The organism is Pseudonocardia sp. MH-G8 (genome assembly GCF_002262885.1).
Lineage (GTDB): Bacteria > Actinomycetota > Actinomycetes > Mycobacteriales > Pseudonocardiaceae > Pseudonocardia.
Map to the genome: position 1 here is coordinate 336,651 of NZ_NKYF01000006.1, position 17,076 is coordinate 353,726.

General features: G+C 73.1%; 18 protein-coding genes. 11 read left to right on the plus strand and 7 right to left on the minus strand.

What is annotated here, in order from left to right; genetic code table 11:
- Positions 1 to 18 precede the first annotated feature (18 nt).
- Together CFP66_RS17735 and CFP66_RS17740 are read right to left on the minus strand one after the other, a co-directional pair.
- Positions 19 to 465 (minus strand): lipopolysaccharide assembly protein LapA domain-containing protein, encoded by a 447-nt coding sequence (locus tag CFP66_RS17735; RefSeq protein ID WP_233159506.1) that lies wholly within the window; start codon positions 463 to 465, stop codon positions 19 to 21.
- A 90-nt stretch (positions 466 to 555) separates the two neighbouring features.
- The gene (locus CFP66_RS17740) at positions 556 to 1,014 is read right to left on the minus strand and encodes a GNAT family N-acetyltransferase (protein WP_094925413.1); all 459 of its coding nucleotides are present in this window, start codon (positions 1,012 to 1,014) and stop codon (positions 556 to 558) included.
- A 174-nt stretch (positions 1,015 to 1,188) separates the two neighbouring features.
- Here CFP66_RS17740 and CFP66_RS17745 point away from each other — a divergent pair, with 174 nt between their 5' ends.
- The 3 genes from CFP66_RS17745 to CFP66_RS17755 all read left to right on the plus strand — a co-directional run bounded on the left by CFP66_RS17745 (position 1,189) and on the right by CFP66_RS17755 (position 4,354).
- Positions 1,189 to 1,917: a M15 family metallopeptidase gene (locus CFP66_RS17745; RefSeq protein ID WP_233159517.1), complete on the plus strand. Its 729-nt coding sequence runs from the start codon at positions 1,189 to 1,191 to the stop codon at positions 1,915 to 1,917.
- 30 nt (positions 1,918 to 1,947) lie between these two features.
- Positions 1,948 to 3,321: a mycothione reductase gene (locus tag CFP66_RS17750; RefSeq protein WP_094925415.1), complete on the plus strand. Its 1,374-nt coding sequence runs from the start codon at positions 1,948 to 1,950 to the stop codon at positions 3,319 to 3,321.
- Between the two features lie 85 nt (positions 3,322 to 3,406).
- Positions 3,407 to 4,354 carry an acyl-CoA desaturase gene (locus tag CFP66_RS17755; protein WP_094925610.1) on the plus strand — a complete coding sequence of 316 codons (948 nt, stop codon included), beginning with the start codon at positions 3,407 to 3,409 and terminating at the stop codon, positions 4,352 to 4,354.
- Positions 4,355 to 4,705: 351 nt separating this feature from the next.
- On the opposite strand, the gene CFP66_RS17760 is transcribed toward CFP66_RS17755, so the two are convergent.
- Both CFP66_RS17760 and CFP66_RS17765 read right to left on the minus strand, forming a co-directional pair.
- Positions 4,706 to 5,587 carry a type IV toxin-antitoxin system AbiEi family antitoxin domain-containing protein gene (locus CFP66_RS17760; protein ID WP_094925417.1) on the minus strand — a complete coding sequence of 294 codons (882 nt, stop codon included), beginning with the start codon at positions 5,585 to 5,587 and terminating at the stop codon, positions 4,706 to 4,708.
- Between the two features lie 394 nt (positions 5,588 to 5,981).
- Positions 5,982 to 6,794: a lysophospholipid acyltransferase family protein gene (locus CFP66_RS17765; protein ID WP_094925419.1), complete on the minus strand. Its 813-nt coding sequence runs from the start codon at positions 6,792 to 6,794 to the stop codon at positions 5,982 to 5,984.
- A gap of 161 nt (positions 6,795 to 6,955) precedes the next feature.
- Between CFP66_RS17765 and CFP66_RS17770 the strand changes: the two genes are divergently transcribed.
- The 8 genes from CFP66_RS17770 to CFP66_RS17805 are packed head-to-tail and all read left to right on the plus strand — an operon-like array spanning position 6,956 to position 14,009.
- A complete protein-coding gene (locus tag CFP66_RS17770; protein WP_094925421.1) occupies positions 6,956 to 7,666 on the plus strand; it encodes an alpha/beta hydrolase in 711 nt (236 codons plus the stop codon).
- On the plus strand, positions 7,663 to 8,928 hold the full coding sequence (locus CFP66_RS17775) for an NAD(P)/FAD-dependent oxidoreductase (protein WP_094925423.1): 1,266 nt from the start codon (positions 7,663 to 7,665) through the stop codon (positions 8,926 to 8,928). Before CFP66_RS17770 ends, CFP66_RS17775 begins: the two co-directional genes overlap by 4 nt.
- A complete protein-coding gene (locus CFP66_RS17780; protein ID WP_094925425.1) occupies positions 8,922 to 9,662 on the plus strand; it encodes a DUF1365 domain-containing protein in 741 nt (246 codons plus the stop codon). The genes CFP66_RS17775 and CFP66_RS17780 overlap by 7 nt, the downstream gene beginning before the upstream one ends.
- Before the next feature lie 8 nt (positions 9,663 to 9,670).
- Complete coding sequence (locus CFP66_RS17785; protein WP_094925612.1) at positions 9,671 to 10,921, plus strand: cyclopropane-fatty-acyl-phospholipid synthase family protein; 1,251 nt, start codon at positions 9,671 to 9,673, stop codon at positions 10,919 to 10,921.
- Positions 10,922 to 10,923: 2 nt separating this feature from the next.
- Entirely contained in the window at positions 10,924 to 12,288 is a 1,365-nt protein-coding gene (locus CFP66_RS17790) for a cyclopropane-fatty-acyl-phospholipid synthase family protein (RefSeq protein ID WP_233159507.1), read from the plus strand.
- A 4-nt stretch (positions 12,289 to 12,292) separates the two neighbouring features.
- Positions 12,293 to 13,099 carry a DUF1295 domain-containing protein gene (locus tag CFP66_RS17795; protein ID WP_094925427.1) on the plus strand — a complete coding sequence of 269 codons (807 nt, stop codon included), beginning with the start codon at positions 12,293 to 12,295 and terminating at the stop codon, positions 13,097 to 13,099.
- Positions 13,096 to 13,560, plus strand: coding sequence for a peroxiredoxin (locus CFP66_RS17800; RefSeq protein ID WP_094925429.1), 465 nt, complete (start codon positions 13,096 to 13,098; stop codon positions 13,558 to 13,560). The genes CFP66_RS17795 and CFP66_RS17800 overlap by 4 nt, the downstream gene beginning before the upstream one ends.
- Entirely contained in the window at positions 13,557 to 14,009 is a 453-nt protein-coding gene (locus tag CFP66_RS17805; protein WP_233159508.1) for an SRPBCC family protein, read from the plus strand. The genes CFP66_RS17800 and CFP66_RS17805 overlap by 4 nt, the downstream gene beginning before the upstream one ends.
- Before the next feature lie 12 nt (positions 14,010 to 14,021).
- Here CFP66_RS17805 and CFP66_RS17810 read toward each other — a convergent pair whose 3' ends face one another.
- The 3 genes from CFP66_RS17810 to CFP66_RS17820 are packed head-to-tail and all read right to left on the minus strand — an operon-like array spanning position 14,022 to position 17,075.
- On the minus strand, positions 14,022 to 14,840 hold the full coding sequence (locus tag CFP66_RS17810) for a carbohydrate ABC transporter permease (RefSeq protein ID WP_094925431.1): 819 nt from the start codon (positions 14,838 to 14,840) through the stop codon (positions 14,022 to 14,024).
- 1 nt (position 14,841) lies between these two features.
- The gene (locus CFP66_RS17815; protein WP_094925433.1) at positions 14,842 to 15,777 is read right to left on the minus strand and encodes a carbohydrate ABC transporter permease; all 936 of its coding nucleotides are present in this window, start codon (positions 15,775 to 15,777) and stop codon (positions 14,842 to 14,844) included.
- The gene (locus CFP66_RS17820; protein WP_094925435.1) at positions 15,774 to 17,075 is read right to left on the minus strand and encodes an ABC transporter substrate-binding protein; all 1,302 of its coding nucleotides are present in this window, start codon (positions 17,073 to 17,075) and stop codon (positions 15,774 to 15,776) included. The genes CFP66_RS17815 and CFP66_RS17820 overlap by 4 nt, the downstream gene beginning before the upstream one ends.
- Position 17,076: the final 1 nt, after the last annotated feature.

Here is a 17,076-nt window from a genome sequence, read left to right on the forward strand (position 1 = left end):
GGGAGCACTCGCATCCACTCACGGCCTGCGAGGGCTCCGGCGGGCGGCGCGGCGCAGCTGCAGGATCCGCAGGCCGCCCGGGATCGCGACGAGCAACAGCCCGGCGATGGCCGCGAGCAGCAGTGCCACCCCCGCGGGCAGGGTGCCGGACACGGTGAAGAAGTTGATCCGGATCGGCGTGCTGTTCTGCAGGATGAAGACCAGCAGGAGCAGCAGCACCAACGCGGAGAGGATCAGGCCCGTCCACAGCACCCCGGTGCGGGAGTGCCCGACCTCGGTCCGGGGCTGCTCCTCCCAGCCGGTGGGCGTCGGAACCGTGCGCCCCTCGGGCACGACCGGGCTCGCCGGCCGCATGGTGGGGCGGGTGGCCGGGTCGGCACGGGGGTCCTGCGGACCGGCGCTGCCGTGCGCCGGCGACCAGCCGCCCCCGGGTCGCGGGGTGGCCTGCGTCGGGTCGTCACTCATGCGCCCATCTCACTCCGCTCGGGACCGTCCTGCCGGGCCCGGAGTATCCCCCAGCCCACGACCTCACGCGCGCTGTCTCCGAGCGCCTGCTCACCCCCGGCGCATCGGCAGGTGGACGACTCCGTCCCAGTCGTAGGTCTCACCCGCGGCGACGAAGCCGAACCCCTGGTAGAACCCGGCGAGGTGCTCCTGCGCGTCGAGCACGCAGGGCCGGCCACCGACCTCGGCCAGCGCCGCCTCCATCAGCTGCCGCCCGAGCCTCCGGCCCCGGACCGACCGCGCCGTGCAGAGGCGCCCGATGTGGAACTCGCCCCCGGGTTCCCGCAGCAGCCGCAGCGTGCCGAGCACCGGCTCCGGGTGTCCGTTGCCGCCGAGCCAGTAGTGCCGGGCGCCGTCCTCGAGATCGCGACCGTCGAGCTCGGCGTACGGGCAGGCCTGCTCCACCACGAACACGTCGACACGCAGCCGGAGCAGCTCGTAGAGCGTGCCCGGGTCCAGGTTGGCCGCCCAGGACCGGTGCACCGTCGCGGTGAACGCCTCGCTGCTCATCGCCGTCCTCGCTGACGCTCGGCCGGCTCTTCGCGGGCGCTGCGCCCATCATTCACTCGCTCACGCTCGCTCATTCGCCCCTGCCTACCAGATCGGGTGACGGCACGCTCCACGCGCACGTGCGAGGCTCGGCCCGTGCTCCCGCGCCCCGCGCTCCAGGCCCTGACGGCTGCCGTGACCGTCGCCGCCGTGCTGTCGCCCGGGGCCGTGTCGGCGCGAGCGGAGCGCCCGCCGCTGCCGCTGCGCCCCGACGGGTACGGGGTCGCCCAGCCCACGCCCCCGGACCTGGTCGACCGCAGGTTGCCGACCCGCGACCTGCTCCCGCCGCCGGTCGACGGGGAGTTCAGCGCCACCGTCGCGCCCGTCCCCGAGGACGTGCTCGCGCGCTCGACCTGGAGCCCGGACTGCCCCGTGGCCCCGGCCGACCTGCGCTACCTCACCGTGGCCTTCCGCGGGTTCGACGGCGCGGCGCACACCGGAGAGCTGATCGTGGCCGCCCGCGTGGCCGACGACGTCGCGGCCGCGTTCGGGGAGCTGTTCGCCGCCGACTTCCCGATCGAGGAGATGCGGGTGGTCGAGAAGGCGGAGCTGACCGCTCCCCCGACCGGCGACGACAACAACACCACCGCCTTCGTGTGCCGGCCCGCCACCGGCCTCACCCGCTGGTCCGCGCACGCCCTCGGCCTCGCCGTGGACGTCAACCCGTTCCAGAACCCCTACCGCAAGGGCGACCTGGTCCTGCCCGAACTGGCCTCGGCCTACCTGGACCGCGGCCGCGACCTGCCCGGCATGATCCTCGACGGCGGGCCGGTCGTCACCGCGTTCGAGCGCATCGGCTGGACGTGGGGCGGGCGCTGGCGCTCGCCGGTGGACCTGCACCACTTCTCCGAGACCGGCACCTAGGCCCGCGGTGTCGTTACGTAGCGTGGAGGGGTGCGCCACCACGATCTCGTCGTCATCGGCACCGGCTCCGGCAACTCGATCGTCGACGAGCGCTTCGCGCACCTCGACGTCGCGCTGGTCGAGCACGGCGTCTTCGGTGGCACCTGCCTGAACGTCGGCTGCATCCCCACGAAGATGTACGTCTACGCCGCCGACGTCGCCGAGGTCGTCCGGACGGCGAGCCGCTACGGCGTGGACGCGAGCGTGGACAAGGTGCGCTGGACCGACATCCGCGACCGCGTCTTCGGCCGGATCGACCCGATCTCGGCGGGCGGGCGCGAGTACCGGGTGGACCGCAGCCCGAACGTCACCGTCTACGAGGGGCACGCGCGCTTCACCGGGCACAAGGAGCTCGCGGTGGCCCGCACCGACGGCTCCGGCACGGACGCGTTCACCGCCGAGCAGGTCGTGCTCGCCGCGGGCAGCAGGCCGGTCGTCCCGCAGGTGGTCACCGGCTCAGGAGTGCCCTACGAGACCTCCGACACGGTCATGCGCCTCGACGCGCTCCCCGAGCACGTCGTGGTGCTGGGCAGCGGCTACATCGGCGCGGAGTTCGCGCACGTCTTCGCCTCGCTCGGGTCGCGGGTGTCGATCGTCGGGCGCAGCAGCCTGCTCCGCGGCCAGGACGAGACCGTGTGCGAACGCTTCACCGACGTCGCGTCCCGGCGCTGGGACGTCCACCTCGGTCGGGAGGTCGAGCGCGTCACCGGGGGTGCCGGCGACGTCACGCTGCACCTGGAGGGCGGCGCCACCGTGCACGGCGACCTGCTGCTCGTCGCCACCGGCCGCGTGCCCAACGGCGACCGGCTGGACCTGGACCGCACCGGCGTGGCCACCCACCCCGACGGTCGGGTGATCGTCGACGACCAGCAGCGCACGGGCGTCGACGGGATCTTCGCGCTCGGCGACGTCAGCTCCGCGTACCAGCTCAAGCACGTGGCCAACCACGAGGCGAAGGTCGTGGCGCACAACCTGCTGCACCCGGACCAGCCCCGGAGCAGCGACCACCGCGCCGTCCCGGCCGCGGTCTTCACCGACCCCCAGATCGCCGCTGTCGGGCTCACCGAGGCCGAGTGCCGGGCCGGGCACCTCGACTACACCGCGGCGGTGCAGGAGTACGGCGACGTCGCCTACGGCTGGGCGATGGAGGACACCACGGGCATCTGCAAGGTGATCGCCGAGCGCGGCACCGGGCGGATCCTCGGTGCCCACGTCATGGGGCCGCAGGCCTCGACCGTGATCCAGCCGCTGATCCAGGCGATGTCGTTCGGGCTCGCCGCCCGGGAGATGGCCACCGGCCAGTACTGGATCCACCCCGCGCTCCCGGAAGTGGTGGAGAACGCACTCCTCGGTCTCGACCTGTAGATCCCGCCCGGAGCGGGTAAGGTGACCCTTCCTTCGATCACTCGTTGGGGACCACTCGTCAGGATCACTCGTTGAGGTGCGTGCCGTGACCGTTGCCGACTCTCCCACTCGACCGGCGGGAGGCGCCCGCCCGATCATCGCCGGGCGTCGCGGCCTGGCGCCCCAGATCAGCGTCTACGTCTTCGTGGTCCTCCCGCTGCTGGCGCTGATCGCCACGATCCCCATCGCCTGGGGCTGGGGGCTGACCTGGATCGACGTGGCGATCGCCGCGGTGTTCTACGTCGCGAGCGGGCTCGGCATCACGGTCGGGTACCACCGCTACTTCACGCACGGTTCGTTCAAGGCCAAGCGACCGCTCCGGATCGCCCTGGCCGTGGCCGGCAGCCTCGCGATGCAGGGCCCGGTCATCACCTGGGTGGCCGACCACCGTCGCCACCACGCCTTCTCCGACAAGGAAGGCGACCCGCACTCGCCGTGGCTGTTCGGAACGGGGCCGGTGGCACTCGCCAAGGGCTTCTGGCACGCCCACACGGGCTGGCTGTTCGACCGGGACGTGACCAACCGCGAGCGCTTCACCCCGGACCTGCTCGCCGACCGCGACATCTCCCGCGTCGACCGGCTGTTCCTGCTCTGGTCGGTGCTCACGCTGGTGGTGCCCGCGGTGCTGGGCGGGCTGCTGTCCTGGTCGTGGTGGGGCGCGCTCACCGCGTTGTTCTGGGCGGGGCTGGTGCGCGTCGGGCTGCTGCACCACGTCACCTGGTCGATCAACTCGATCTGCCACATGATCGGCGACCAGCCCTTCGCCGCCCGCGACCACTCCCGCAACGTGTGGCCGCTGGCCGTGCTCAGCTTCGGCGAGTCGTGGCACAACCTGCACCACGCCGACCCCACCTGCGCCCGCCACGGCGTGCAGCGCGGGCAGGTCGACATCTCCGCCCGCGTCATCTGGGCCTTCGAGAAGCTGGGCTGGGCCCACTCCGTGCGCTGGCCCACCCAGCGGCGCCTGGCGAAGCTGGCCCGCGAGGCGGGCTGACCGGGCAGCGGCTCCGGGCGCCGGGCCGGGCCATGATCGCCGCGTGCGGTCCTGGAGCCGCACCGGTGCGGTTCTGCGACCACGAATGTCGATCATCCCGTCGCCCGGATCCCAAGATCGCCGTTTGCGGTTTCAGGGCCGCACCGGTGCGGTTCTGCCACCGCACCTGCTGATCACGCTGCCGGCGATCACCAGCCGCGGTTGCGGGCAGGAGGTCGGTCGGTCGGCGAGCCCTCGCGCCGCGATCGGAGCAGCGTGTCCGACCGGTCGGATGAGACCGCACCCTCCTGTCCTCGCCGGGGCCGGCGGCGGGTTCCCTCCAGCCCGGTTCAGAGACGACGGGCGGTCGGGTCAGGCCGGTCGCCTGCGTGCGTGTTCGAGGGTCTCTGCGATCTCCGCGACGCAGGTGTCGGGCTCGCCGTCGAGCGCGTGCCAGGGGTAGCGCAGCAGGTCCCAGCTCGCGCGGGTGAGGGCGTTGCCCTTGCGGCGGTCGGAGCGGAAGCGTTCGACGTCCATGTGCCAGGCCCAGCCGTCGACCTCGATCGCCACCCGCTCGGCGGGGAAGGCCAGGTCGATGCGGTACGGGCCGAACGGGTGGCCGAGCACCCAGCCGCCGATGCCGGCCCCGCGCAGCAGCCGGACGAGCAGGCGCTCGGCCTCCGAGTCGGCCCGGTCGGCCGCGGCCACCAGCATCCGGTGCATGGCAGCCGAGCCCTGCCGCCCGATGGCCCGGCAGTAGCTGCGGTACACCGCGGGGAACCGGACGTGCCGTTGCAGCGCGCGGTCCAGGAACACCGAGCCGCGCGGGACGGCGATCGCCGTCGACAGCGCCGTGAGCGGCGGGGAGGACACGGTGACGCCGCGGTACTCGACCAGGTCGGCGGCAGGGATGTCGCAACGGCGCAGCCGCACACCCGGTCGCGGCTGCCGGTGCATCGCCCGTGGCAGCGTCAGCTCGACCGTCGCGGGAACGCGGTCGAGCATGCCGTGCCAGAACGCCGCCGCCGTACCGGTGACCGCCGCGCCGGCCGCTCCCGCCCACAGCGACGCCGCCCGCACCCGCGCCTCGTCCGTGAGCCGGTGCCCGCCGACCAGGTACACGCACGGGTGCAGCTCGCGCCACGCCCCGGCCCGCACGCGCCGCCGCACCGTGTCGGCGGACAGGCCGCAGGCGAGCACCTGCGCCAGCGTGACGACACCGGCCTGCCGGACGAGGACGCGTTCGAGGTTCACGAACCGTGAGCCTCCCCGTCGCCGCTCCCGCGCGGGCCCGTTCCGCAGAAGTCGCGACCGTGATCCACGTATGCGGTTCCCGGACCGCACCGATGCGGTCCTGGGACCGCACCCGGTGATCACCCCCTCCCGCGCGTACCGGTACCAAGAGGCGGGCGCTGCGACAGTGGCGTGCTTGTCGGCGTGATCACAGCTTGGTGATCGGTCCGAGCAGTACGTGGGTGCTGTCGCGGCGACGTCAGGTACTGCTCGCAGCGATAGGCGTCTGGCATCCGCGGACCCGCCACGGCAACGCCCTCCCCGTGGGGCTGCACCACCGCACTCGACGCACACAACCCACGTTCGCACCCGACCGATCGCGAGCCGGCCGGCCAGCCGGCGAACACGCGCCGCCTCAGCTCGCCGGACGCTCGTCCTGGGCGCCGGCAGCCGGGCGGGTCGGGTCGTACGGGTCCGCGGGCGGGTTCTCGCCGCGGATGCCGGCCACGAGCCGCGTGACGTCGGTCATGATCGCGGCTGTGGCGCCGTCGAGGGCGGTGCGGGTGCGGCGGCCGTCGCTCCAGGCCGAGAGGTCGACGGGCGGGCCTGCGACCACCGTGACCCGCCGGCGCGGGAACAGCCGCGGGCGGCCGCTGGAGGGCGGGAGGACCTCCTGCGTGCCCCAGTTCGCCACGGGGATCACCGGAGCGCCGGTCATCAGGGCGATCCGCCCGATCCCGTTCTTGGCCTTCATCGGCCAGCCGTCGGGGTCGGAGGTGTAGGTGCCCTCGGGGTAGAAGGCGACGATCTCGCCGCGCTGGATCGCCGCGACCGCGTCCTTGTAGGCGTCGGCCGCGCGGGAGGACGAGCGGTGGACGGGGATGTGCTTGCCGCCGCCGAGCACCGAGCGGACCACCGGCATGTTCCACAGCTCCGACTTCGCGAGGAACCGGGGCATCCGGCCGTGCGAGATCGTGAACGCCACGTCGAAGATCGGGTCGGCGAACGACACGTGGTTGATGGCGAGCAGGGCGCCGCCGGTGCGCGGCAGGTGCTCGCCCCCGCGCCACGCGACCCGGGTGCCGAACATCGCGAACGGCCAGATCAGCGCGATCGCGACGCCGTACCAGAACCCCGAGTCGCGCCAGCGCCGGGTGACCGTCAACCGCAGCTTCTGCCACTCCGAGAGCGGTCGGGCCGCGGCCGGCGTCGGGCTCCCCTGCGTCACTGCGTTCTCCTCGCGCTCGTGTCGAACCCTCCGATCATCCCACCCCCGCCTGGACCGCCGGTGCGGTGTGGCCCGCTGTGACGTCGGTCCCAGGTCGTGAACCGCCCGGTACGGGGAGCCGAACGACCCGATGACACCCCGTCCCCACGTGAGGTCCGCCGTTGCCCCCGTCCCTGCCCCGTCTCGACCCGATCCCGCCCCGTGCCACCGACCCGCCCCCCGGCGTGGCGCTCGTGCTGCACGGCGGGCGCTCGCGCAGCACCGAGAGCGGTGAACGCAGCCGGTTGACGCGGCTGCGGATGCTGCCGTTCGCGCGCGGGCTCAGCAGCGCCGGGGCCGCGACCTACCTGCTGCGCTACCGCTACCGCGGCTGGAACGCCCCGCGCAAGGACCCGGTGCAGGACGCGCGGTGGGCGCTGGCCGAGATCGCCGCGCGGCACCCCGGCGTCCCCGTCGTGCTGGTCGGGCACTCGATGGGTGCCCGGGCCGCGCTCGCGGCCGCGGGCGGGCCCGGCGTGACCGCGGTCTGCGCGCTCGCGCCGTGGCTCGACGTCTCGGACCCGGTCGACCAGCTCGCCGGGCGGACCGTGCTCATCGCGCACGGTGACCGGGAGCGCTACACCGACCCGCGGGAGTCCTACGCGTACGCGGTGCGGGCGAAGCGGGTGACCGACCGCGTCGCCCGCTTCGACGTGCACGGCACGGGCCACTCGATGCTCGCCCGCGCCCGCGACTGGCACGCCCTGGTGCGCCGCTTCGTCCTCGGTGAGCTCGGGATCGAACCCGCGGACCCGCTGATCACGAACGCACTGCGACGACCGAGCCCCGAGGGCCTGTCCGTGGCCCTCCCCCGGAACGGAGCCGACCGATGACGAGCCGCCCCACCGCTGCCGTGATCGGCGCCGGCGTCGCCGGCCTGACCGCCGCGCACCTGCTGCAGCGCCGCTACGACGTCACCCTCTTCGAGGCCGACCACAGGCTCGGCGGGCACGCGCACACGCACGAGGTGGTGAGCTCCGACGGCGGTACCGCGCGCGTCGACAGCGGCTTCATCGTGCACAACGAGCGCACCTACCCGACCCTGCTGCGCCTGTTCGCCGACCTCGGCGTGGCCACGCAGGAGTCGGACATGTCGATGAGCGTGCGCTGCGAGGGCTGCGGGCTGGAGTACGCCGGGGCCCGCGGGCTCGGCGGGCTGTTCCCGCAGGCGTCGAACCTGGCCCGGCCCGCCTACCTGCGGATGCTCGCGGAGGTGCTGCGCTTCCACCGGCACGCCCGGCGGGTGCTGGCCGACGAGCGCGCGGGCGACGTCACGCTCGGCGCGTTCCTCGCGATCGGCGGCTACTCGCGCTATTTCGTGGAGCACTTCATGCTGCCCGTGGTCAGCGCGGTCTGGTCGGCGGGCGAGACGGTGTCGCTGGACTACCCGGCGCGCTACCTGTTCACGTTCCTGCACCACCACGGCCTGCTGGCGCTCGGCGGGTCGCCGCAGTGGCGCACGGTCGTCGCCGGCTCGCAGCGCTACGTGGAGCGCGTCGTGAAGGAACTGACCGCGGTGCACGTGGCCACGCCGGTGCGCGCGGTGCGGCGCACGGCCGAGGGCGTGGAGGTCCGCGACGAGGCCGGCGGGACGCACCGCGTCGACCGGGCCGTCGTGGCCACCCACCCGGACCAGGCCCTCACACTGCTCGCGGAGCCGACGGCGGCGCAGCGGGAGGTGCTGGGCGCGTTCACCTACTCCCGCAACACCACGTGGCTGCACTCCGACACCGGCGTGCTGCCGCGGCTGCCGGCCGCGCGCGCCTCGTGGAACTACCTCAAGCCAGCCTGCTCCTCGACCGACGCCCCGGTGCTGGTCAGCTACGACATGAACCGGCTGCAGCGGCTCGCGGAGCCCGACGACTACGTGGTGACGCTCGGCGGGCAGCGGCGGATCGCCCCGGAGCGGGTGATCGCGCGGATGGTCTACGAGCACCCGGTCTACACGCCGGAGTCGGTGGCCGCGCAGCGGCGGCTGCCCGCCCTGAACGACGGCGTCCTCGCCTTCGCCGGGGCCTACCACGGCTGGGGCTTCCACGAGGACGGCGCCGCCGCGGGCGTCCGCGCCGCGGAGTCGCTCGGAGCGGGATGGTGACCCCCACCCGCAGCGCCGTCCTCTACGACGTCGAGGTCCGCCACGTGCGCCGGCAGCGGATGTCCCGGGCGTTCTCCCACCGCGCGTACTACTGGCTCGTCGACCTCGACGCCCTACCGCGGCCCCCTCGCTGGCTGCGCCCGTTCGCGGGGTTCGAGTCGCGCGACCACCTCGGCGACCCGGGCCGCTCGATCCGGGAGAACCTGGACTCCTGGCTCGCGGGCCAGGGTGTGGACCTGCGCGGCGGCCGGGTGCTGATGCTCGCGAACGCCCGCGTGCTCGGCCACGTCTTCAACCCGATCACCGTGTACTGGTGCCACGACGCGGCGGGCGTGCTCGCGTGCGTGGTGGCCGAGGTGCACAACACCTACGGCGGGCGGCACTGCTACCTGCTGCACCCCGACGACGCGGGGCGCGCCCGCGCCGCGAAGGACTTCTACGTCTCCCCGTTCCTCACGGTGGAGGGCGAGTACGCGATGCGACTGCCGGTACCCGGCGAGCGGCTGGCGCTGGCCGTGACGCTGCAGCAGCAGGGCGCCGCCGCCTTCACCGCCACCGTGACGGGGGCGCGCCGCCGGGCCACCCCCGCGGCGCTCGCGCGCCTCCTGCTGCGCCACCCGCTCGTCACCCACCGCACCACGGTCGGGATCCGCCGCCACGGCATCGCGCTGTGGCTGCGCGGGCTCCCCGTGGTCCCCCGGCCCGTGCACATCCCGCAGGAGGGCGTCCAGTGACCACCTCGATGAGCAGACCCGTCACGTCCGTGCGCCCGGTCCCCCGGCCCGCCGAGGGCGTCTGGCCCGGCCTCGCCACGCCACCGCACGCGCCGCTGAAGGCACGCATCGCCGAGGCGCTGTTCCGCCGCGCCGTGCGCACGCTGCCGGTGCGCGTGGTCTTCCCCGGCGGGGAGCGGATCGGGGCGGGCGACGCGGCCTCCCCGGTCATGCGGATCGTGGCGCCCGAGGCGTTCTTCCACCGCCTCGGTGCCGGTTCGAAGATCGGGTTCGGGGAGGCCTACATGGTCGGCGACTGGACCTCCAGCCGTCCGGCCGACCTGCTCACGCCGTTCGCGGCGCAGCTGTCGACGCTGATCCCGCCCGCCCTGCAACGCGCGTTCCGCCGGGTCGCGGAGGCCCGCAAGCCGGCCGCCGAGGCGAACACCCTCGACGGGTCGCGGGAGAACATCCACCGCCACTACGACCTGTCCAACGCGCTGTTCTCCACGTTCCTCGACGAGACGATGTCCTACTCCGCGGCCTGGTTCGCCCAGGGCAGCGACGACCTCGCCGAGGCCCAGCTGCGCAAGATCGACGGCGTGCTCGACATGGCAGGCGTCCGCGCGGGGCAGCACGTTCTGGAGATCGGCACCGGCTGGGGCTCGCTCGCCGTCCGGGCCGCTCAGCGCGGTGCGCGCGTCACCACGCTCACGATCTCCGCGGAGCAGGCGCGGCTGGCCGAGGAGAGGATCGCCGAGGCGGGCGTGGCCGACCGCGTGCAGGTGCTGCTGCGCGACTACCGCGAGGCGCAGGGCAGCTACGACGCCGTGGTGAGCGTCGAGATGGTCGAGGCCGTCGGGGTGCGCTACTGGCCCACCTACTTCGCGGCGCTGGACCGGCTGCTGCGTCCGGGGGGCCGCGTCGGGCTGCAGGCGATCACGATGCCGCACGACCGGATGCTCGTTTCGCAGGACGACTACACCTGGATCTCCAAGTACGTCTTCCCCGGCGGGGTGATCCCGTCGGTCGAGGCGATCGAGGAGAACCTGCGCGAGCACACCGGGTTGCGCGTCGTCGAGCGTCGCAGCCTCGGCCCCGACTACGCCCGCACCCTCGCGCAGTGGCGCCACACGTTCCTCGACCGCTGGGACGACGTCGCAGCGCTCGGGTTCGACGAGACCTTCCGCCGGATGTGGGAGTTCTACCTCGCCTACTGCGAGGCCGGGTTCCGCGTCGGCTACCTCGATGTCCTCCAGTTCTCGTTCCAGCGCCGGTAGGAGTGCCCGTGCCCGTCGCCCCGCAGCTCGCCGCCCTCGTCGAGCGGATGCTCGGCGCCCCGTTGCCCATCCGGATCCGCGCCTGGGACGGCTCGGAGGCCGGCGCCACCGACGGCCCGGTCGCCGTGCTGCGCCACCGCCGCGCGCTGCGACGACTGCTGTGGAACCCCGGCGAGCTCGGGCTCGCGCGCGCGTTCGTGGCCGGCGAGCTGGACGTCGAGGGCGACCTCGCCGACGGCCTGTCCCGGTTCTGGCGGCTCGCGCGCGAGCACGGCGTCGCCCGTGCACGCCCCACCCGCTCCGACGCGCTCGCGGCGGCGCGGCTCGCGGCCCTCCTCGGCGTGCTCGGGCCGCGCCCGCGACCGCCTGCATCCGAGGCCCGGCTGGGCGGCGGGCTGCACACGCGCCGCCGCGACCGCGCCGCCATCGCCCACCACTACGACCTGTCCAACGCGTTCTACGCGTTCCTGCTCGACCCGCGGATGACCTATTCGTGCGGCTACTGGACGCAGCAGGCGTCGCCGTCCTACACCCTCGCCGACGCGCAGCGCGACAAGCTGGACCTGATCTGCCGCAAGCTCGGCCTGCGCCCCGGGATGCGGCTGCTCGACGTGGGCTGCGGCTGGGCATCCCTGCTGGTGCACGCCGCGCAGCACTACGGCGTGACGGCGGTGGGCGTCACGCTCTCGGCGCAGCAGCGGGAGTTCGGCCTGGCGCGGGTGCGCGAGCTCGGTCTGGACGACCGGGTGGAGATCCGGCTGCAGGACTACCGCGCGATCGAGGACCCGCCGTTCGACGCCGTCGCGTCGATCGAGATGGGCGAGCACGTCGGCGAGACCAACTACCCGGTCTACGCGAGCCAGCTGCACCGGCTGCTGGTGCCGCAGGGTCGGCTGCTGCTGCAGCAGATGTCGCGTGGCGTGGCGGGCACCAACTCCGCGCCGGGCGGGGGCGCGTTCATGGAGCGCTACGTGGCCCCGGACATGTTCATGCGCCCGCTCGGCGCCACGCTCGACCTGCTGGAGGCGGCCGGTCTGGAGGTGGTCGACGTGCACGCGCTGCGCGAGCACTACGTCCACACGGTGCGCCCGTGGCTGGAGACCCTGCAGGACCGCCGCGACGAGGCCGTGGCGCTGATCGGCGAGGAGCAGTACCGCGTCTGGCGGCTCTACCTCGCCGGTGCGGCGCTCGCGTTCGAGGAGAACCGGATGGGCGTGCACCAGGTACTCCTGGTCCGCCCCGACGTCGAGGGCCGCTCCGGCCTGCCGCGCGCTCGACGCGACGTGCTGGGCAGCGACCCCGCCGCGGACCGGACCGCGGCGGGCAACGGTTCCCTGCGCGACGTCGTGCCAGCCCCGCGAGGATGACCGCGTGCTGACGAACCTCGCCGTGACGGCCGCCGTCGTCGTGCTGCTGTTCGCGGCGGCACTGCTGCTCGCCCTGGCGCGGGGCCGCCACGACGGCGTCGACGTCGTGTGGGGCGCCGGGTTCGCGGTGATCGCGGTCGTCACGCTCGCGCTCTCCGCAGGCGACGGCGACGCCTGGCGGCGCTGGCTCATCACCGTGCTGACCTGCGCGTGGGGCCTGCGGCTGGCCTGGCACATCGGACGCCGCAACCACGGCCGCGACGAGGACCCCCGCTACCGCGACATCCTCGCCCGCGCGCCCGGCAGGCCCGTCCCGCACCTGGTCCGGAAGGTCTACCTCCCGCAGGCCGTGGTCATGTGGGTCGTCTCGTTGCCCGTGCAGCTGGGCCAGTACGGCACGGCGGGCGGCACGCTCGCGATCGCCCTGGCGGTGCTCGGCGTGGCGCTGTGGCTCGTCGGGTTCGTGTTCGAGACCGTCGGCGACGCGCAGCTCGCGGCGTTCACCGCCGACCCGGCGAACCGCGGGCGGGTCATGGACCGCGGCCTGTGGCGCTACACCCGCCATCCCAACTACTTCGGGGACGCCGCCGTATGGTGGGGGCTCACGGTCCTCGCCCTGCACCACCGCGCCGGCCTGGCCGGGCTGATCGGCGCGGCGCTCATGACGTGGCTGCTCGTGCGGGGCACCGGCGCGAAGCTGCTGGAGTCGAGCATCACCGAGCGCAGGCCAGGCTATGCCGACTACGTCCGCCGCACGAGCGGGTTCTTCCCGCTCCCCCCGAAACGCCCCACCCCAGGAGGATCCGCATGATCGTCGGCGACCACGTCGAGGACTTCGAGCTGCAGGACGAGACGGGCACGCCGCGCCGGCTGAGCAGCCTGCTCGCACACGGCCCCGTCGTGCTCTTCTTCTACCCGATCGCCTCCAGCGGCGGCTGCACGCAGGAGGCCTGCCACTTCCGCGACCTGGCCGCCGAGTTCGCTGCCGCGGGCGCCCGGCCGGTGGGGATCAGCAGCGACGACGTCAGCAAGCAGCACGCCTTCGCCACCGCCCACACGCTCGGCTACCCGCTGCTGTCCGACGACGGCAACCGCGTGGCGAAGCACCTCGGGGCCTACCGCTGGTTCCTGCCCGGCGGCCTGCACACCCGTCGCATGACCTTCGTGATCAGCCCGGACCGGCGGATCCGCCACGTGGTGGCCAGCGAGCGGTCGATGACGGCGCACGCCGACGCGGCCCTCGAGGCGCTGCGGCAGGAGGCGGCGGCGTGACCGGGGACGCCACCATCGCCGGACGCACCGTCTCGGCCGGCACGGTCGTCGCCGCCCCGCCGGAGGAGGTGTTCGCGCTGCTGGCGAACCCGCACCGCCACCACGAGTTCGACGGCTCCGGCACGGTGCGCGGCGCGGTGTCCGGTCCGGAGCGGCTCGCGCTCGGCGACCGCTTCGGCATGGACATGAAGATCAAGGTTCCCTACCGGATCACGAACCGGGTGGTGGAGTTCGAGCCCGACCGCCGCATCGGCTGGTGCCACCCCGCGAAGGCGATCTGGCGCTACGAGCTCGAGCCGGCGCCCGGCGGCACCCGGATCACCGAGACCTTCGACTACAGCGGCTCGCCGGTGGCGAAGGGCATGGAGCTGCTCGGCTTCCCGAAGGGCAACGCGAAGTCGATCAGGGAAACCCTGAGAAGGTTGGAGGAGATCTTCGGACCTTCCTGAAGCACCTTGGTCTTATTTGTTCGAACCCACCAGTAGCCCGGACACGAACTGCTTCTGGAACGCGAAGAACACGATCGCCGTCGGCACCGAGGCCACCAGTGACCCGGCGGCGATCACGTTCCACGAGTTCGAGTAGCCGCCCTGCAGGTTCAGCAGCGCTGCCGTGATCGGGAACTTGGTGTCGGTCTGCAGCACCGTCATCGCCCAGATCAGATCGTTGTAGATCCAGGTCGTGGCCAGCGCGGCGAGGGCGGCCAGCGCCGGCCTGCACAACGGCAGCACGATGCTCCAGAAGGTGCGCCCGGCGCCGGAGCCGTCCAGCAGGGCGGCCTCGAACACCTCGGTGGGCAGGGAGCGCATGAACCCGTGCAGGACGAACGTGTAGAACCCCAGACCGAACCCGACCTGCACCACGACCAGCGCGAACAGCGTGTCGTAGATCCCCAGGCTCTGCGTGATCCGCGAGACCGGGATCAGCAGGATCTGGGGCGGCAGCAGGTTGCCGGCGAGCATCACGAGCAGGATCGTGCGCCGCGCCGGGATGCGGTAGCGCGAGAGCGCGTACGCCCCCACCGCGGCCAGCGCGAGCGACAGCAGCACCGCGGACACGGTGACGACGCCGCTGTTCAGCAGCGCGGTGGCCACGGCGCCCCCGGCGAGGGCGGTGGCGAACCCCTCGAACGAGATGCCGGTCGGCAGGGCCCCGAGGCCGCGGGTGGCGATGTCGTCGAACTCGCGCAGGGACACGAACACGACGAAGACGATCGGCGCCAGCCACAGCAACGTGAACGGGACCATCACGACGTGGAACCACGGCGAGCGAGTGCGCATCTCAGACCTCCTCGGTCCGGGCCTGGCGCACCAGGTAGGTGATGATGAACGCGATCGCCAGCAGGAAGATCACCACGGCGAGCGCCGAGCCGTAACCCAGGTTCACCAGCGTGAACCCCTGCTGGAACATGTACGTGGAGAGCAGCTGGGTGGTGTTGTAGGGCCCGCCGCGGGTCATCGCCCACACGATGTCGAACGTGCGGAGCGAGTCGATCACCGTGACCGCGAAGACCACCGTGTTGACGCCCCGCAGCTGCGGCATGACCACCTGCCAGAAGCGCTGCCAGGCGTTGGCCCCGTCGACGGCCGCGGCCTCCTCCAGCGTCGGGTCGCACCCCTTCAGCCCCGCCAGGTAGAGCACCATGATGTAGCCCACCTGCCGCCACACCGCCGCGATCAGCACGGCGTAGAGCGCGGTGTCGGGGTTGGCGAGCCACTGCTGCTGCAGCGCGCCGAGCCCGATCACGCCCAGGCCCGAGTCGATCGGGCCACCGGGCTGGTACATCACCCGCCAGAACAGGCCGGTGACCGCGAGCGAGATGACCATCGGCAGGTAGATGGCGCTGCGGTAGATCCCGACGCCCCGGCCGGGCCGGTTGAGCGCCACCGCGAGGGCGAGCCCGCCCGCCACGGACAGCCCGCCGAACCCGATCGCCCAGATGATGTTGTTGCGCAGGGCCGTGGCGAAGATCGGGTCGGCGAGCAGGCGCTCGTAGTTCTCGAGCCCCACGGGCTCGGCCGCCCCCACGCCGCTCCACGAGGTGAACGACAGCGAGAAGCTGTTCATCGCGGGCCAGAACACCCAGAACAGCTCGACGGCCAGCGGGAGCAGCAGGAACAGCCACACCAGCGGCGGCACCCGGCGCGTGACCCGGCCCCGCCGCCCGGCCGTGCCGCCCGGCGGGGCGCCCGTCGGGGCCTGCTGCACCGCGGTCATGAGGCGAAGACCTGCGCGGCGGCCGTCTGCCAGGCCTGCAGCTGGCCGGGGATGTCGGACGGGTCGGCGAGGAAGCGGGTGAGCGCCGCGTCCGCGGTGGTCTGCAGGGCGTCGCTGGAGTCGCGGTTGAAGAACTGGGTGAGCTCCTGCGTGCTGTTGAGCAGCTCGATGCCCTTCTGCACGAGCGGCGTGAACCCCGAGGTGTCGACGTCCGGCGAGGTGGGCAGGGTCCCCGAACCCGCCTCGGCGAGCTTCGAGATGTACTCCTGCTGCACCGGCGGCGAGGCCAGGTAGCTCAGCAGCGCCTTCGCCCCGTCGGGGTTGTCCGTGGCGGCCGCGGCGAAGTACCCGTCGGTGGGCGCCTCCTCCGCGCTCGGCACGCTCGGGTCGATCGTGGGCACCGAGAAGAAGTCGAGGTCGTCGCGGACGTCGGCGGGGAAGTACTGCATGGCGAAGGCACCGACCAGGTACATCGCCGCCTCGTCGTTGACCATCGGTGTGACGGCCTGCTGGTTGTCCCACGAGCTCTGGTTGGGGTGGAAGTAGGGGATCAGCCGCGCGTACTGCTCCATCACGGCCGCCACCTCGGGGTCGGTGAAGGAGCGTTCCCCGGCCAGCAGCGCGCGGTGGTACTCGGCGCCGTTGACGCGCAGGTTCAGGTAGTCGAACCAGCCCGACGCCATCCAGGGGGTGGTGCTGATCCCGTTGGTCAGGGGATGGACGCCGCGCGCCTTGAGGTCGTCGCACAGCGCGATGAAGCCGTCCCAGGTCGTGGGCGGCTCGATCCCCCAGTTCTCGAACGCGGAGCGCTTGTAGAAGATCGACCACCAGTAGTAGCTGGTCGGCACGAAGATCGCCTGGCCGTCCGCCGACGTCGAGAGCGACCGCAGCGCGTCGGAGTAGCCCGCGCAGGCGCCGTCGCCCGTCCACAGGTCCGAGACGTCCAGCAGCAGGCCCTCGGCGGCGTAGGAGTTGGCGACGGAGCCCGCGTACCAGGTGAGGACGTCCGGCGGCGTCGCCGAGGAGAGGTAGGTGGACAGCTGGGCCCGGAACTGCTCGGTGGCCACCGAGTTCAGCGTGACGGGCGCACCGGCCCCGCCATAGGCGGCGACGAGCTTCTCGAGAGCCGCCTTGGGCCCGGCGTCCTGGATGGCGGACTGCATCGTGATCGTCGCGGACGCCTCGCCGACGCCTCCTCCCCCGCTGCCCGAGCCGACGCAGGACGTCAGCAGCGGCACGCTGGTGAGGCTCGCTGCTCCGAGCAGGAACCGGCGACGGGACAGCGGTGACGGGTTCATG